17 protein-coding genes are annotated in these 15,689 nt (G+C 69.9%); 7 read left to right on the forward strand and 10 right to left on the reverse strand.

Annotated features, from left to right (window positions below):
* Window positions 1-13: 13 nt before the first annotated feature.
* Window positions 14-772: a hypothetical protein gene (locus NBE95_RS03750; RefSeq protein ID WP_289894541.1), complete on the forward strand. Its 759-nt coding sequence runs from the start codon at window positions 14-16 to the stop codon at window positions 770-772.
* A gap of 105 nt (window positions 773-877) precedes the next feature.
* Here NBE95_RS03750 and NBE95_RS03755 read toward each other — a convergent pair whose 3' ends face one another.
* From NBE95_RS03755 to surE, 3 genes are read right to left on the reverse strand one after another with little or no spacing between them, the layout of a single operon-like run.
* On the reverse strand, window positions 878-2,053 hold the full coding sequence (locus tag NBE95_RS03755) for a LysM peptidoglycan-binding domain-containing protein (RefSeq protein ID WP_289894542.1): 1,176 nt from the start codon (window positions 2,051-2,053) through the stop codon (window positions 878-880).
* Between the two features lie 31 nt (window positions 2,054-2,084).
* Entirely contained in the window at window positions 2,085-2,735 is a 651-nt protein-coding gene (locus NBE95_RS03760) for a protein-L-isoaspartate(D-aspartate) O-methyltransferase (protein WP_199261933.1), read from the reverse strand.
* Between the two features lie 8 nt (window positions 2,736-2,743).
* The gene (gene surE / locus NBE95_RS03765) at window positions 2,744-3,538 is read right to left on the reverse strand and encodes a 5'/3'-nucleotidase SurE (RefSeq protein ID WP_289894543.1); all 795 of its coding nucleotides are present in this window, start codon (window positions 3,536-3,538) and stop codon (window positions 2,744-2,746) included.
* Between the two features lie 185 nt (window positions 3,539-3,723).
* Between surE and NBE95_RS03770 the strand changes: the two genes are divergently transcribed.
* Together NBE95_RS03770 and NBE95_RS03775 are read left to right on the forward strand one after the other, a co-directional pair.
* Entirely contained in the window at window positions 3,724-4,647 is a 924-nt protein-coding gene (locus NBE95_RS03770) for a sulfite exporter TauE/SafE family protein (protein WP_289894544.1), read from the forward strand.
* A 14-nt stretch (window positions 4,648-4,661) separates the two neighbouring features.
* A complete protein-coding gene (locus NBE95_RS03775) occupies window positions 4,662-5,474 on the forward strand; it encodes a TIGR02186 family protein (protein WP_289894545.1) in 813 nt (270 codons plus the stop codon).
* 29 nt (window positions 5,475-5,503) lie between these two features.
* Here the strand turns inward: NBE95_RS03775 and NBE95_RS03780 are convergent, their stop codons facing one another.
* From NBE95_RS03780 to smc, 5 genes are read right to left on the reverse strand one after another with little or no spacing between them, the layout of a single operon-like run.
* On the reverse strand, window positions 5,504-6,646 hold the full coding sequence (locus tag NBE95_RS03780; protein WP_289894546.1) for a GNAT family N-acetyltransferase: 1,143 nt from the start codon (window positions 6,644-6,646) through the stop codon (window positions 5,504-5,506).
* A 57-nt stretch (window positions 6,647-6,703) separates the two neighbouring features.
* Window positions 6,704-7,459, reverse strand: a complete 756-nt coding sequence (locus tag NBE95_RS03785) for a glycerophosphodiester phosphodiesterase family protein (RefSeq protein WP_289894547.1) — start codon at window positions 7,457-7,459, stop codon at window positions 6,704-6,706.
* Window positions 7,459-7,899, reverse strand: a complete 441-nt coding sequence (locus tag NBE95_RS03790; protein ID WP_289894548.1) for a RidA family protein — start codon at window positions 7,897-7,899, stop codon at window positions 7,459-7,461. The genes NBE95_RS03785 and NBE95_RS03790 overlap by 1 nt, the downstream gene beginning before the upstream one ends.
* Window positions 7,900-7,908: 9 nt before the next feature.
* On the reverse strand, window positions 7,909-8,361 hold the full coding sequence (locus NBE95_RS03795; protein ID WP_289894549.1) for a YbjN domain-containing protein: 453 nt from the start codon (window positions 8,359-8,361) through the stop codon (window positions 7,909-7,911).
* Between the two features lie 45 nt (window positions 8,362-8,406).
* Window positions 8,407-11,862 (reverse strand): chromosome segregation protein SMC, encoded by a 3,456-nt coding sequence (smc, locus tag NBE95_RS03800; protein WP_289894550.1) that lies wholly within the window; start codon window positions 11,860-11,862, stop codon window positions 8,407-8,409.
* A gap of 152 nt (window positions 11,863-12,014) precedes the next feature.
* Here smc and NBE95_RS03805 point away from each other — a divergent pair, with 152 nt between their 5' ends.
* Both NBE95_RS03805 and NBE95_RS03810 read left to right on the forward strand, forming a co-directional pair.
* A complete protein-coding gene (locus tag NBE95_RS03805) occupies window positions 12,015-12,368 on the forward strand; it encodes a CidA/LrgA family protein (protein ID WP_289894551.1) in 354 nt (117 codons plus the stop codon).
* Window positions 12,365-13,081: an LrgB family protein gene (locus NBE95_RS03810; RefSeq protein ID WP_289894552.1), complete on the forward strand. Its 717-nt coding sequence runs from the start codon at window positions 12,365-12,367 to the stop codon at window positions 13,079-13,081. The genes NBE95_RS03805 and NBE95_RS03810 overlap by 4 nt, the downstream gene beginning before the upstream one ends.
* 34 nt (window positions 13,082-13,115) lie before the next feature.
* Here NBE95_RS03810 and NBE95_RS03815 read toward each other — a convergent pair whose 3' ends face one another.
* Together NBE95_RS03815 and NBE95_RS03820 are read right to left on the reverse strand one after the other, a co-directional pair.
* On the reverse strand, window positions 13,116-13,892 hold the full coding sequence (locus tag NBE95_RS03815; protein WP_289894553.1) for an aminoglycoside adenylyltransferase family protein: 777 nt from the start codon (window positions 13,890-13,892) through the stop codon (window positions 13,116-13,118).
* A gap of 118 nt (window positions 13,893-14,010) precedes the next feature.
* Window positions 14,011-14,331 carry a DUF6280 family protein gene (locus NBE95_RS03820; protein WP_024842734.1) on the reverse strand — a complete coding sequence of 107 codons (321 nt, stop codon included), beginning with the start codon at window positions 14,329-14,331 and terminating at the stop codon, window positions 14,011-14,013.
* A 347-nt stretch (window positions 14,332-14,678) separates the two neighbouring features.
* On the opposite strand from NBE95_RS03820, the gene efp reads away from it, so the two are divergent.
* Both efp and NBE95_RS03830 read left to right on the forward strand, forming a co-directional pair.
* Window positions 14,679-15,242, forward strand: a complete 564-nt coding sequence (gene efp, locus NBE95_RS03825) for an elongation factor P (RefSeq protein WP_289894554.1) — start codon at window positions 14,679-14,681, stop codon at window positions 15,240-15,242.
* A 115-nt stretch (window positions 15,243-15,357) separates the two neighbouring features.
* Window positions 15,358-15,663: a GNAT family N-acetyltransferase gene (locus NBE95_RS03830; protein ID WP_289894555.1), complete on the forward strand. Its 306-nt coding sequence runs from the start codon at window positions 15,358-15,360 to the stop codon at window positions 15,661-15,663.
* The last annotated feature ends 26 nt before the right edge of the window (window positions 15,664-15,689 follow it).

Below are 15,689 nucleotides of genomic sequence, written 5' to 3' on the forward strand. Positions count from 1 at the left end.
CCGGGGGCGCGTCATGCAGCATGACATGATGCGCCATCCGCCCCCTCCGCCCACGGAGAATGTCGGCGATGTTCTGGCCTCGATCCGCCGGCTGATCGCGCAGGATGACGGCGGCTGCCGCATCCCCGACCAGACGCTGAACGCGCTGCCGGTGCGGGAATCGCCGCGGATCGAACCGGTGCTGACGGCACGCCGGGCGCCGCCGCAGAACACCCCCCTGATCCTTGACAGCAGCGATCTCGTCGATGCGCCGGTGCAAGCCGGCCCGCATCCCGAGGCACTTGCGCCGCCCGCGCCCGCGGTCCCGGCAGAGCCGGCGCCGCACCCGTTCGGCGACTGGCTGATCATGCCGCTGGACGGCCAGGCCGATTCGGCCCCGGCCCAACCTGGCGGCACCACTCCCGACCCCGACCCCGGCGCCGATCTTGCGCCGATCCAGATCCAGCCCTTCGGGCCCTTCCTGCAAGAGCCCGCCCCCACGAACGCGCAAATGGAGGAAACCATGCTGCATGCGAATGCTTCCGTGACCCCGATCAATCCCCTGGCCGAGGCTCATGCCGCCGCCGAGGCCCTCAGCCGCGAGACCGAGCCGCATCTGTTCGCCCCGCAGGAAAAGGGTGCCCAGAAGGGCACGCATCTGCGCGGCATGATCCGCGAAGCCATCCGCCAGGAACTTCAGGGCGAGATCGGCACCCGCCTGAGCCGCAACCTGCAGCAGATGATCCGCCACGAGATCGAGCTGGCGCTGCGGCAGATGTGCGAACAGGACTGACGGCGGCCGCCTCCACACCCTCCGACGGCAAGGATTGCGGCCCCTGCGGCCTGCCGGCCTGCGGCGGAACGGCCCGCGCAAGGCCGCCACCGGCCGGGCCGGGCGTCAGTTCAGGTATTTCTCGGGATCGACGCTGTCGAAACCGTTGCGGACCTCGAAATGCACCACGCCCTGGCTGCGCACCTTGCCCAGGGCCGTGCCGGCGCTGACCGACTGGCCCTTGCTGACCGCCACATTCTCAAGGCCGGCATAGACCGTCATCAGGTTGCCGTCGTGCCGCACGACGATGATCGGCACCCCGTCCGTGTCGCGGGTGATCGCGGCAACGGTGCCCGAGCCGGCCGCGGCGACCGGGCTGCCGGCGGCGGCCGAGATGTCGATGCCGTCGTTCTTGCCCTTCTGATAGGTGCGGATGATGGCGCCGCTGGCCGGCATCCGGAACCGGCCGTTGCCCGAGGCGGCGGTGCGGGTCTTGCCCAGGTCCGGGCTGGCGGGCTTGTCCACCGGGCTGCTGGCCGGCTTCGTCTGCTCCTTCGGCAGCGGCTCGGCCGAGGAGGGCGGGCGTGGCGTCGGGCTGCCGGCGCCGGGCGCGGTAACGACGGCGGTTGCCGAGCGTGTCTGGCCGGCGACGGGGATCAGCAGCCTCTGGCCGGTGCGCAGGGTCATGCCGGAAGACAGCCCGTTCCACTGCGCCAGGTCGTTGACCGAGACATTGTACTTGCGGGCGATGGACCAGGCGGTCTCGCCGGCGGCGACGACATGCTGCCGGGGCTGGCTCGAGGCCGGCAGGGTCTTGGCCGTCACCGCACCGGCAGCGCCAGCGGCCGGCGGCAGGTTCGGCTGCTTGATGCCCTGGCCGGCGAAGGGATCGCTGACCTGTCCGGTCGAGGAGGTGATGGGCGCCGTCCCGGCCGGGGCACCGGCCGCCACCCGGCGCGGCAGGGCGACGACCGCGCCGGGATTCAGCACGGTGTTGGCGTTGATGGCGTTGTAGCTTGCCAGCTCGCCGGCATTCAGGCCCAGCCGGGCGGCGATGGTGGCGACCGTATCGCCCTGCCGGGCGATGGCGACCTGGTAGCCGGGATAGGAGATGACGCCGCGCTGGTCCGGCACCGGGCGCGGTGCGGCGCGCGCCGCCGCCCCGGCCGTGTCCAGCCCGCCGCCGCCCCAGCCGCGCAGGTCGGGGTCGAAATTGCTGAAATCGAGGCCGCCCTGCGGTCCGCAGGACGCCAGAATCGCCGCAGCGCCGGCGGTCAAGGCCAACTGCCTGATCTTGATCATCTGCCCGTTCCTCACTCTGGACGGCCGGGGGTCATGTCTGTCCCAACCCCTCGACCAGCGGCACGAAGCGCACCTGCCGCAATTCGTCGTAATCATAGCCGTTTTCGCCGCGCCGCACGCGGATCAGCGTCTGCACTGCGTCCGACTGCCCGACCGGCACCACCATGATACCGCCGATCTTCAGCTGCGCCAAGAGCGGGCCCGGCGGATCCTCGGCCGCCGCCGTCACCATGATGCGATCGAAGGGCGCCTGTTCGGGCAGCCCGCGCGAGCCGTCGGCGACCAGGGCGGTGATGTTGGTCAGGCCCAGGTCGCGAAACAGCGCCTCGGCCTCGGCCACCAGCCGGCGGTGGCGGTCGATGGTATAGACCCGCCGGCAGAGCAGCGACAGGATCGCCGCCTGGTAGCCCGAGCCGGTGCCGATCTCCAGCACCTTGTCGCGCGGCCCGACCTCCAGCGCCTGGGTCATCAGCCCCACGACCGAGGGCTGGCTGATGGTCTGGCCGCAGGGAATGGGCAGCGGCGTGTCGTCATAGGCGCGGTCCTCGAAATGGCCGCGGACGAATTCGCCGCGGTCGATGCGCTCCATCGCCTCGAGCACGCGCGGATCGGTGACCCCGCGCTGCCGCAGCGCGAACAGGAAGCGCATCTTGCGTTCGGCAGTCTCGGGATCGTCGCTCATGCCCAGGTTCAGCCCTCCTCCAGCACGCCGCGCAGTTCGGCCAGGGTCTTGTGACAGGTCAGGTCCGGCCGCATCGGCGTCAGCGAGATATAGTCGCGCATATTCGCGTCCACGTCACTCTCTGGCGTGGCCTGCGCCGTCTGCGAGCCGCCCAGCACCCACAGGAACCGCCGGCCGTTCGGCGCGTGATAGGGCTCGACCTCGAAGCGCACGCCCTGGCGGCGGCCCTGGGGGGCGACGCGCGTGCCCTTGACCGAACCGGCGTCGCAGGGCGGGAAGTTCAGGTTGTAGAACAGCCGGAAATCCTCGTCCGAGGTCCAGTCGCCATATTCCAGCAACTGCCGGATTAGCCGCGGTCCATGCGCGCGCGCCGCCTGGAACGGATCGTCCAGCACGGCGGTGCGGCTGCCCATGTATTGCGACAGGGCGATGGCCGGCAGGCCCTGCAGCGCCGCCTCCATGGCGCCGCCGACGGTGCCGGAATACATCACGTTCTCGCCCGAATTGTTGCCGCGGTTCACGCCCGACAGCACCAGGTCGGGCGGATTGTCCCGCATCACGTCGGCGATGGCGGCCAGCACGCAATCGGCCGGCGTGCCCTCGGCGGCGAAGCGGCGCGGCCCCAGCTCGGCGATCAGCGTCGGGTGGACGTAGCTGATGCAATGCGCGACGCCCGATTGCTCGAAGGCCGGGGCGACGGTCCAGACCTCGCCCTCCGGGCCCGCGACCTCGGCCGCGATCGCCTCGAGCGTTTCGAGGCCCGGCGCGTTGATGCCGTCGTCATTGGTGATCAGAATGCGCATGTTCGTCCCTGTGCGGCCCGAGGCCGGCGGCCCCATGCCGCCCGCATCATCGCCGGTTATCCGCCCGTGACACAATGCTTATCCGCGCCACGGCCCTGCGACAACCCGCTGGAGGCGGCATCGCAGCGTTTGACGCGCGGCGCCGGCCGGGGCAGGATCGGATCAGGCAGAAGGCCGGGCAGGACATGCAGATCTATCTTCCGATCGCCGAGGTGGTGGTCAATGGTTTCACCCTGGTCGGGCTCGGCGGCATCGTCGGCCTGATGTCGGGCCTGTTCGGCGTCGGCGGCGGCTTCCTGATCACGCCGCTGCTGTTCTTCATCGGCATTCCGCCCGCCATCGCCGTGGCCACCGGCGCGAACCAGGTCGTGGCCTCGTCGGTGTCGGGCGTGCTGGCGCATGTCAAGCGCAAGACCGTCGACTTCCGCATGGGCTGGGTGCTGCTGGCCGGCGGCCTCGTCGGCTCGTCGGCGGGGGTGCTGCTGTTCAACCTGCTGTCGCGGCTGGGCCAGGTCGATCTGGTGGTGCAGCTTTGCTATGTCGTCTTCCTGGGCCTGATCGGCGCGATGATGCTGCAGGAGAGCCTGCGGGCGCTGCGCCGCCATCACCGCAGCGGCCCAATCAAGCCGATGCGCCGCCACCAGCACGGCTGGGTGCACAAATGGCCGATGAAGATGAAGTTCCGCGCCTCGGGGCTTTACATCAGCGCCATCCCGGTGCTGCTGGTCGGGGCGGCGGTGGGGGTGCTGGGCGCGATCATGGGCGTCGGCGGCGGCTTCATCATGGTGCCGGCGATGATCTACCTGCTCGGCATGCCGACCAAGGTGGTCATCGGCACCTCGCTGTTCCAGATCACCTTCCTGTCGGCCTATACCACGCTGATGCATGCCGTCTCGTCGAACACGGTGGACGTGATGCTGGCGGTGCTGCTGATCGTCGGCGGCGTCACCGGGGCGCAGATCGGCACGCATCTGGGCGCACGGCTGCGGGCCGAGCAGCTGCGCATCCTGCTGGCGCTTCTGGTGCTGGCGGTCTGCGGCAAGCTGGCGCTGGACCTGTTCCTGCGGCCCGACGACCTTTATTCGATCACGCCGGGGGTGCTGAAATGACCCGGCGCCGGTGGATGTTGCTGCCCATCCTGCTGCTTCCGATCCTGCTGATGCCGGGCCTGCCGGCAGAGGCCCAAACCCGCCCGCCGCCGCCGCACACGCCGACCCCGCCGCCGGCCGAGCAGATCGTCGCCGGCCTGTCGCGCGACGACGTGGACATCACCACCAGCTTCGACGGTTCCGAGATCATCATCTACGGCGCCATCAAGCGCGAGAAGCCGATCCCACCCGGCGAGCCGCTGGACGTGATCGTCGCGGTCGAAGGCCCGGCCCGCGCCGTCACCGTGCGTCACAAGGAACGCCGGCTGGGCATCTGGGTGAATACCGGCCGGGTCAGCATCGGCTCGGCCCCGACTTTCTATGTCGTCGCCACCACCCGGCCGCTGGACAAGATCCTGAAGCCCGAGCTGGACCAGCGCTTCCGCATCTCGATCCCGCTGGCCATGCGCGCCTTTGCCGGCAAGAGCGAGGTGGCCGACGTGGTGCCCTATACCGAGGCCTTCGTGCGCCTGCGCCAGGAATCCGAGCTTTACCGCCAGGATGACGGCGCGGTGCTGCTGGCCGAGCAGACGCTGTTCCGCGCCGATGTGCGCCTGCCCGCCAACCTGATCGAGGGCTTCTACAGCACCCGCATCTTCCTGATGCGGAACGGCGAGATCATCGACAGCTTCCGCGCCCCCATCGAGGTGCGCAAGGTCGGGCTGGAGCGCTGGCTCTATCGCCTGGCGCTGGACCAGCCCTTTCTTTACGGCATCATGTCGCTGGCCATCGCCGTGGCCGCCGGCTGGGGCTCCTCGGCCGCCTTCCGGCTGATCAAGCGGCCCTGAGACCGGGCGCGGGCCCTGACCGGGCCGCTTCAGGGCGAGAGCGCGCCGCGGCGGAACGGCCCCATCTCGGCCAGCAGCGCCAGTTCCTCGCCCACCGCGGCGCGCTCGCGCTCCAGGTAATCGGCGATCGCCCGGTGGAAGCCCTCGTCGCGCACCCAATGCAGCGAATGGGTCTGGGTGGGCAGGTAGCCGCGGGCCAGCTTGTGTTCGCCCTGCGCGCCGGCCTCGACGCGCGGGATGCCTTGGGCGATGGCCCAGTCGATGGCGCGGTGATAGCACAGCTCGAAATGCAGGAAGGGGTGGTCTTCGGTGCAGCCCCAATAGCGGCCGTAAAGCGCCTCGCGGCCGATCAGGTTCAGCGCCCCGGCGACGGGGCGGCCGTCGCGCTCGGCCAGGACCAGCAGGCAATCGTCGCGCATGGTCTGGTGCAGGATGTCGAAGAAGGCGCGGGTCAGGTAGGGCCGGCCCCATTTGCGCCCGCCGGTGTCCTGGTAGAAGGTCCAGAAGGCGTCCCAATGCGCGGGCCGGATCTGGTCGCCGGTCAGGCTGCGGATGGAACCGCCAAAGGCCTGGGCGCGCTCGCGCTCCTTGCGGATCGCCTTGCGTTTGCGCGCGGACAACTGGGCCAGGAAATCCTCGAAACTGCCATAGCCGCGGTTCAGCCAGTGGAACTGCTCGCTGGCGCGGGGCAGGAAGCCCGCCGCCTCGCCCAGCCGCGCCTCGGCCTCGGTGCAGAAGGTGACATGGGCGCCCGACAGGCCCGATTGCCGCGCCACCTGCGCCATGGCCTGCAACAGCGCCGCCTGCACCTGCGGCTCGGCGGCGATCAGCCGCGGCCCGCTGGCCGGGGTAAAGGGCACCGCGCATTGCAGCTTGGGGTAATAGCGCCCGCCCGCCCGCTCATAGGCCTGCGCCCAGGCATGGTCGAAGATGTATTCGCCCTGGCTGTGGGTCTTGAGATAGCAGGGCGCGACCCCCGCCACCTGCCCGTCCAGCCGCGCCACCAGATGGCTGGGATGCCAGCCCGTGCCCTCGCCGACCGAGCCGGAGGCCTCCAGCGCCGACAGGAAGCGATGCGTGGTGAAGGGATTGTCCCCGGCCCCGCAGCCGTCCCAAAGGGCGGCGTCGATGCCGGAAATCGCGGGCAGGACGGAAACGGTCAGTTCGCTCATGCAGCGAAACATAGGCACGCCGCCCGGCTTTGTCAGCGGGCGGCGGCAAGCGGGGCGTCAGGGCGTTGCGGGCAGGTAATGCTCGAAGGTGATATTGTCGGCCACGCGCCGGGCCTCGGCCTCCTCGGCGGGCGAGCGCACCGTCCAGCACAGCACCGGCACGCCGCGCGCCTTCAGCGCCGCCACCGCCGGGTTCCGCAGATCCTTGCGGTCATGCGAGACGAAGGCGGCGCCGACGCGGTCGAAATCCGCGATCGCCGCCAGATGCGCGCGGGCGGGTTCGTCCAGCATCGGCCAATCCCCGGCCTGATAGCCGCAGGTGGTCAGCCCCACCGTCACCCCCGGCGCCGCAGCATGGAAGGCCGCGACGCTGTGCGGGTTGAAGGACATCACCGCCACCGGACCGTCATAGCCGGAAAGCAGCCGCGCCACGCCGTCCTGCAGGTCGCCCACCTCGGCCGAGGAACGCAGGCTCTGGTCCTTGATCTCGATCAGCAGCGGCACCCGGCCCGCGACCTCGTCCAAGAGTTCGCCGAGCGTCGGGATCTGCTCCTCCGTGCCCATGATGCGCAGCATCGAGAGCGCGTCGATGCCCAGCGCGCTGACCAGCCCCTCGGCCCCGGTCAGGCGCGGCAGGTCGTCGTCGTGAAACACCAGCGCCGTGCCGTCCGCGGCGCGCTGGATGTCGCATTCGATGCCGTAGCCGGCGGCGATGGCGGCGCGGAATGCCGCCATGCTGTTTTCCGGCACGCCCGGCCCGTGCAGCCCGCGATGGGCGATGGGCAGGCGCAGGAAATCCGGATGCAGCGCCATCATTCGATCTCGAACACCGCCTCGATCTCGACCGCGACGCCGCGCGGCAGGGCCGGGGCCGAGACGGCGGCGCGGGCATGGCGACCCTTGTCGCCGAACACCTCGACCATCAGGTTCGAACAGCCGTTGACCACCTCGGGCTGGTCGGTGAATTCGGCGGTCGAATTGACGAAACCGCCCAGCTTCACCACCCGCTTCACCCGGTCAAGCGATCCCAGCGCCGCCCGCGCCTGCGCCAGCAGCGCCAGGCCGCAGCCGCGCGCCGCCTCGGCGCCGTCCTCGACGGCAAGATCGGCACCCAGCTTGCCCTTCAGCGCGCTGATCTGGCCGGAAACGAACAGCAGGTTGCCCGAGATCACATAGGGCACGTAATTCGCCGCCGGCGCCGGCGCGTCGGGCAGCGTGATCTCCAGCTCTGCCAGTTTCGTCTCGATGGTCATCGCATCCTCCTACCAGTCGATGAATTCGCGGAAATCGCTCAGCACGATGCGCCAGGTGTCCAGCGCATCCTCGAAATTCTTGCGTCCGATGCCCTCGCCGGCAAGCCCGATATCCATCTCGACGAAGGGGTCGCCGGTCTCGTCCAGATAGACCTTGCCGAAGCGCTTGTCGCGGTTCCACTGGTTGACCTGCTCGGTGGTCATCGGCGCGTCCAGGTCGAAGCCGGCCGAGAACTGGATCGAGGCGCAGGTCTTCTCGCATTGGTAGAAATAGACCGAGAAATGCGTGCCGTCGATGCGGCTGTCGATCAGCGGATCGCCCGCGGCATCGGTGCTGGGCTCGGCCGGCAAACCGAAATCCATCATCATCAGGCGGATCACCTCGGGGTCGCCGACGACCTGCGCCTGCGCGGCGGGCGCCTGGATCAGCGCCGCCAATACCAGGGGAACCAGGGTTCGCATCATCTTCTCCGTCACGGAATCGCGCGCTGATTACCGCTTTGCGCGTCAGGCCACCAGAGCCTCCGCGCGTTTCAGGTCGACGCTGACCAATTGGCTCACGCCCTGCTCGACCATGGTGACGCCGAACAGCCGGTCCATGCGCGCCATGGTGACGGCATGGTGGGTGATCACAAGAAAGCGGGTGTCGGTGCGCCGCGTCATCTCGTCCAGCAGGTCGCAGAAACGGGTGACATTGGCGTCGTCCAGGGGCGCGTCCACCTCGTCCAGCACGCAGATCGGCGCCGGGTTGGCCAGGAAGACCGCGAAGATCAGCGCCAGCGCCGTCAGCGTCTGCTCGCCCCCCGACAACAGGCTGAGCGTCGAGAGCTTTTTCCCCGGCGGCTGGCACATGATCTCCAGCCCGGCCTCAAGCGGATCGTCGGATTCGACCAGCACCAGCCGCGCCTCGCCGCCGCCGAACAGATGCGTGAACAGCGTGGTGAAATTGGCGTTCACCGTGTCGAAGGCGGCCAGCAGCCGCTCGCGGCCCTCGCGGTTCAGGCTGCCGATGCCCTGGCGCAGCTTGCGGATCGCCTCGGTCAGGTCTTCTTTTTCGCTGGCCAGCCGGTCGCGCTCGGTCTCCAGCTCGCGCTTGTCCTCGTCGGCGCGCAGGTTGACCGCCCCCAGCGCGTCGCGGCCGTGGCGCAGCCGGGCGATCTGCTCCTCCAGCGCCTCGGCGGCGATCTCCTCGACCTCGCCCAGCGCCTCCAGCAGCGCCTCGGGCGTGGCCTCAAGCTCCTCGTGGATGCGCAGGCGGGCCGCGGATTCGGCCTCGGTGGAGGCTTCGCCGCGGGCCTCGCGGGCGGCGCGGGTCTCGCGCGCGTCAGAGGCGGCGCGCTCGGCCTCGCGCTCGGCCGCGGCGGTCTGGCGCAGCGCCTGATCGGCGGCGGACAGCGCCTCGCGGGCGCGGGCCAGCCGGGCGGCCGCCTGGGCCTCGGCCTCGGTCAGCACCTCGCGGCGCTCGGCCAGGATCTCGGGCTGGGCCTCGGCCTGCTCCAGATCGGCGGCGGATCCGTCGCGGCGGGCGGCCAGTTCGGCAGCACGAGTGCCGGCCTGATCCAGCCGCAGCCGCCAGCCGGATTCCTCCTTGGCGATCTCCTGCAGGCGCTTCAGCCGCGCATTCGCCTCGCGCCGCAGTTCGTCCAGCGCGCCGCGCCGGGTCAGGGTGGCGATGCGCGCCGCCTCGACGCCCATGCGGGCATGGTCCAGTGCCGTTGCCGCGGCGCCGCGGTCGGGCAGCCCGGCCAGTGCCCGCTCGGCCTCGGCCAGTCGGGTACGGGCGTCCAGCGCATCCTCGCGATGCCGGGCCAGCTCGGCGCGGGCCGATTCGGCGCGGCTCTGCGCCATGGACAGCTCGGATTCGGCGCGGGTCACGGCGCGCACGGCATCCGACAGCCCGCGCTCGGCCTCGCGCCTGGCATCGCGGGCGCGCTTCTCGGCTTCGGTGGCGGCCAGGTGGCGGTCGCGCAGCGCCTGATGCGCGGCCTGCGCATCCTCGGCGCGGGCCTGCGCCATCTCGGCCTGCTCGGTCAGCTCGGCCAGCTGATTGACCTTTTGCAGATGCAGCGCGGCCGAGGACGCCGCCTCGCCCGCCAGCACCCGCATCCCGTCCCAGCGGAACAGGTCGCCGTCCCGCGTGACCAGCCGCTGGCCGGGGGCGAGCCGCGCCTGCATCGCCGCACCCATTTCCGCATCCGCGACCAGCCCGACCTGCGACAGCCGGCGGGCCAGCGCCTCGGGGGCCTCGACATGCGGTGCCAGCGGCTCGGACCCTTCCGGCAGCGGCTGCGGCGAGCCGTAGGCCGGCAGCCGGTGCCAGCCCGAGCCATCCTCGGCCAGCCCGACGGCCAGCCCGACAGCCAGATCGTCGCCCAGCGCCGCGCCGAAGGCGGTCTCATAGCCGCGCGCCACGCGCACCAGATCCAGGATCGAGCCGCCGCTCTGGCCGCGTTCCACCAGCCGCTTCAGCGCGGTCATTTCCGCGCTCAGCGCCGAAACCTCGCCCTCGGCCTCGGCCCGGGCCGAGCGGGCGGCGGATTCCTCGGCTTCCAGCGCCGCGCGGGCTTCCTCGGCCGCGGCCAGCGCCTCCTCGGTCTGCTCGACCCGCTCGCGGGCCTCGTCCTGCGCCGTCTCGGCGACCTCGCGGGCGCTCGCGGCCTCGGTGCCGGCCTCGCTGGCGCGGGCGGCGGCGGCCTCGGCCTCGGCGGCGGCGCGGGTGGCGCGGTCCTGCATCTGCCGCAGGTCGTGGACCAGCCGTTCGGCGGATTGGTGGCGGGCGGCAAGGCGGGCGGATTCGTCGGTCAGCTCGGCCAGCTTGGCCTCGACCTCGCGCAGCGCCTCGGCGGCTTCCTCGGCGGCGGTGCCGGCGGTCTCCAGCCGCTCCTCGTGGCCCTGCCCGGCCTTGTCCAGCTCGCGCTTTTCCCATTCCAGCCGCGCGATCACCTCGCCGGCATCGCGGTTCAGCGCCGATTCCCGCTCGATGTCGCGGTCGAGCTGGGCGATGCGCGCCAGCAACGCCTGGATCGCCTGGGCGGCGCGGGCCTCGGCCTCGTCCAGCGCCTCGCGCTCGACGGTGACGCGGGACAGGATGGCGCTTGCGACCTGCTCCTCCTCGCGCAGCGGCGGCAGCTTCGCCTCGGCCTCCTCGCGGGCGGCGATGGCGCGGCGGGCCGCGGCCTCGGCATCGGTGGCGGCGCGGATCGCCTCGCGCAGCGCCTCGGCGGCGACGGCCTTGGCCTGATCGGCCTCGGCCCAGCGGCGATACAGCAGCACGCCCTCGGCCCGGCGCAGCGCGGCGCCGATCTCGCGATAGCGCGCGGCGGCGCGGGCCTGCCGGGCCAGGCTGGCGGCCTGGGTGGAGAGCTGGTCCAGCGTGTCGTCGACGCGGGTCAGATTCGCCTCGGCCGCGTTCAGCTTCAGCTCGGCCTCATGCCGCCGCTGGTAGAGGCCGGAGATTCCCGCCGCCTCCTCCAGCACCCGCCGACGCGCTTTCGGCTTGGCGTTGATCAGTTCGGAAATCTGCCCCTGCCGCACCAGCGCCGGCGAATGCGCCCCGGTCGAGGCATCCGCGAACAGCATCTGCACGTCGCGCGCCCGCACCTCTTTGCCGTTGATGCGATAGGCCGAACCGGCGTCGCGGGTGATGCGGCGGGTGATGTCCAGCGCGTCGGCATCGTTCAGCCCGGCGGGGGCCAGCCGGTCCTTGTTGTCGATGGTCAGCGTGACCTCGGCATGGGCGCGGGCGGAACGCCGGGCGGTGCCGGCAAAGATCACGTCCTCCATGCCGTCGCCGCGCATGGCGGTGGGGCGGTTTTCGCCCATGACCCAGCGCAGCGCCTCCAGCAGGTTCGACTTGCCGCAGCCGTTCGGACCGACGACGCCGGTCAGCCCCTCGTGGATGACCAGATCGGTCGGGTCCACGAAGCTCTTGAAACCATTGAGGCGCAGGCGGTCGAAACGCAATGCGAGGGGTCCACGAAGCTCGTTCAAATCCCCCGGATTCTTCGCCATCGGGGCGCCCGAGTCAACACAAACCCCAGATATGGCGGGCTTTCGGCGGTTATCCACAAGATTTGAGGGTTCACCACAAGAAATACGCTGCTAATCTGACCGGCATGATTCCCGCGCTTGCCATCATCCTGGTCTTCCAGCTTGTCGGAGAGGTTGCCACCCGCAGCCTGGGTCTGCCGCTGCCCGGCCCGGTGCTGGGGCTGCTGCTGCTGGTGCTGTCCTGCAGCCTGCGCCCGGCCCTGGCCGAGATGCTGCGCCCGGTAGTCACCGGCATCCTGGGCCATCTGTCGCTGTTCTTCGTGCCGGCCGGCGTGGGCGTGGTGGCGCATCTGGGCCAGTTCCGCAGCGACGGGCTGGCGGTGGCGCTGGCGCTGACCGTCTCGACGGCGCTGGCCATCGCGGCGGGGGCGCTGGTGTTCCGCGCCGTGGTGCGCTGGACGGGCGGGGCCGAGGAATGACCGACGCGGCGCTGATCTGGAGCTATCTGACGCAAGGCCCGCTGCTGTGGCTGACGGCGACGCTGATCGCCTATTGGCTGGGCGACAGCTTCTTCCGCGCCATGGGTCGGAAAAGCTGGGCCAATCCGGTGCTGTGCGCGGTGATCCTGCTGGCCTGCGTTCTGGGGCTGACCGGCACCAGCTACCAGACCTATTTCGAGGGCGCGCAATTCGTGCATTTCATGCTGGGCCCGGCCACGGTGGCGCTGGGAATGCCGCTTTACGACAACCTGCCCCGGGTGCGGAAAGCGGCGCTGCCGCTGGTGGCGGCGCTGCTGGCGGGCTCGGTGACGGCGGTGGTCTCGGCGTTGGCCATCGGCAAGGTGTTCGGTCTGGACAGGGTGATGCTGGCCAGCCTGGCGCCGAAATCCACCACGGCCCCCGTCGCCATCGGTATCGCCGAGGGGTTGGGCGGCGAACCGACGATCACCGCCGTGCTGGTGCTGATCACCGGCATCTTCGGCGCGATCATCGCCACGCCGCTGCTGAACGCGCTGGGGATCCGCGACTGGCGGGCGCGCGGCTTTTCGCTGGGGGTGGCGGCGCATGGCATCGGCACGGCCCGCGCCTTTCAGGTGAACGAGACCGCCGGCGCCTTCGCCGGCATCGGCATGGGGCTGAACGCGGTGCTGACCTCGATCATCGCGCCGCTGGCGCTGCATCTGTTCGGGTAAGGACCGAGGCGAGGCGGCCCGGAGGCCATTCTTGTCACAGGGAACCGGCGACCTGTTCGCCCATATGCGCTGCCAACCTCCGGGCAGCATCATCCTGGCTGGACCAATCGTCGGCGATCTCGCCAAGATAGGCCCGTCGCGCATGGTCCAGCGTCGCCGCGCGCTGTCCCGACAGGCGCGCAATCGCCCAGCCGGCGGCGACATCCTTTGCCACGAACCGGCCCGTGCAGGCCGTATGCCACATCCGGGCAAGCGTCAGCAGGACATTCCGCTCATCCCCATGCAGCCCGTCCAGCAGATCCGGTAGCGCATCGCGCATTGCCTGACGGACCTGCTCGGGGGGAACCTCTGCCAGCAGTTCGTCCCCCGGCGGACCGAACAGGGGAACGGCCTGGCGACGGGCCTGCGCGATAACCAGTGAATACTCGGGATTTCGGTCGGGCATTGGCGTTTCCCCGGCCTCGAAAGCGTCGCGGAGCCACTCTCCATAGACGAACTCGGCCCGGGCCGGATAATCGCCCCGGGCAAGGTCGGACCGGCGAAAAATCATGACCTCAAGGCAGCGGGCGCCGCCGGGCGCGGCAGGGTGGCGACCGGAAAGGCGCAGCAGTCCCGCCAGCAGATCATGACGCTGGCTCTCGCTCAGCCCAGACTCGACCACTGCCAGCAGATCAATGTCGCTTTGCGGCCGAAGCCCGCCTGACACCAGCGACCCATGCAGATACGCGCCGATCAGCGCATCGCCAAGACTGCGATGCAAGATGTCCAAAGCTGACCGGATCTGTTTTGTCTGCCGGGGCGTCGTCTGCATGATCGTCTTCTAACCGGCGCAGCCCGTCATCGGAAGGCGGCTCCGTCCCGCAGGCCCCGTCCCCCCAATAAAAAAGGCCGCCCCGCGGGACGGCCCAGCCTATGCGCGGCGCCGGCGCTTATGCCGCGTCGGCTTCCTCGGCGGCGTGGCGGCGCTCGCTTTCCTCGCGCGACAGCGCGACCGAGGTGCGCACGCCCTTGGCCACGAATTCCATCAGCCCCTTCACCACCCGCTCGTTCGGGTCGATGCCGGCGCAGGACAGCACCTCGCGCCCATCGCGCGAGCGGGCCCAACGGGCAATCTGATCGGGCCCGTTGCCGTATTTCTTGTCATCGGCGATCGCGTCGTCCAGCGCAGCCAGCACAACGGCCGCAAAAAGCTTGCGGGCCCGCTGTCCCTGTTCGAAATTGAAAGCCGAGCCATCCACGAAATCGCGCATCATCTGTTTCCTGTTTTTCTTGCGGTGCCCCCGCACCTTGACCAATGCCAAGGTTGCTGCATCATCTTGCCTCATAGGCGGCGCTCGCCGGCTTAGCCGATCCGGGCCGTGATTCGGTATGCCTCCAGCCGCATGACCGCCATGCATGTCGTGCAAGCCCCGGCAGATATGCGAAATAACCACCAAAAGCAACGATCTTGCGACATGCGGAAATGCGCAGGAACCCTTGACAACGCCCAAAACCGCTTTCAGTTGCCTTGACGCACGGCTATGGATATAGGGTGGCGCAATCGCGGTTCAACCCTTGGGCCGCCAGAAATTCCCCAATATTTTCAAGGTAATCCCGAATGGCCAAGATCAATGGCAATGAAATCAAGCCCGGCTTGGTGCTGGAACATGACGGCGGGCTCTGGGCGGCGGTCAAGGTCAGCCATGTCAAGCCCGGCAAGGGCGGCGCCTTCGCCCAGGTCGAGCTGAAGAACCTGCGCGACGGCCGCAAGCTGAACGAGCGCTTCCGCTCCGAGGACAAGGTCGAGCAGGTTCATCTGGAGTTCAAGGACCAGCAATTCCTTTACGAAACAGACGGCAAGCTGGTGTTCATGGACAGCGAGACCTTCGAGCAGACCGAGCTGGACGCCGATCTGCTGGGCGACCGCCGCCCCTTCCTGCAGGACGGCATGATCGCCGCGGTGGAATATTACGGCGACGAGGCGCTGTCGGTGCGCCTTCCCCAGAAAGTGATCTGCACCGTGGCCGAGACCGAGCCGGTGCTGAACGGCCAGACCGCCGCGAAAAGCTTCAAGCCGGCGATTCTCGACAACGGCCTGCGCATCATGATCCCGCCCTTCGTCGGCGCCGAGGAACGCATCGTCGTCAATACCGAACTGTTCGAATATTCCGAGCGGGCCTGAGCCCGGCCGGCGGCGCCCCCCTTCGGCGCCCCCCTTTGGCGGATTCGTGACGTCACGTCACGGACCCCGGTCGCACCGCCATGCGTTATCGCCCGGAAAGCAGCGGGAGAGACGCATGGCGCAACCCACCTTCCATGTCGCGCATGAGGATTACGGCAGTTCGGGCCGCTATGTGGTCACGCTGCCCGGCATCCAGGGCGAGGCCGAGCTGACCTGGCGCAACGGCGGCCCCGGCATCATCGTCGCGGACCACACCTATGCCCCGGATTCCATGCGCGGCACCGGCGTCGCCGCCGCCATGGTGCAGCGGCTGGTGGCCGATGCCCGGGCCCGCGGCCTGGTGATCGTGCCGGCCTGCAGCTATGTCCGCGCCCAGTTCGAGCGGCATCCCGAATGGGCCGATCTCTGCGCCGATGGCTGAGGCCATCGGGCGGGCGCCGGCGGGCG

Source organism: Paracoccus sp. TOH (assembly GCF_030388245.1).
In the GTDB taxonomy this organism is placed as follows: domain Bacteria; phylum Pseudomonadota; class Alphaproteobacteria; order Rhodobacterales; family Rhodobacteraceae; genus Paracoccus; species Paracoccus simplex.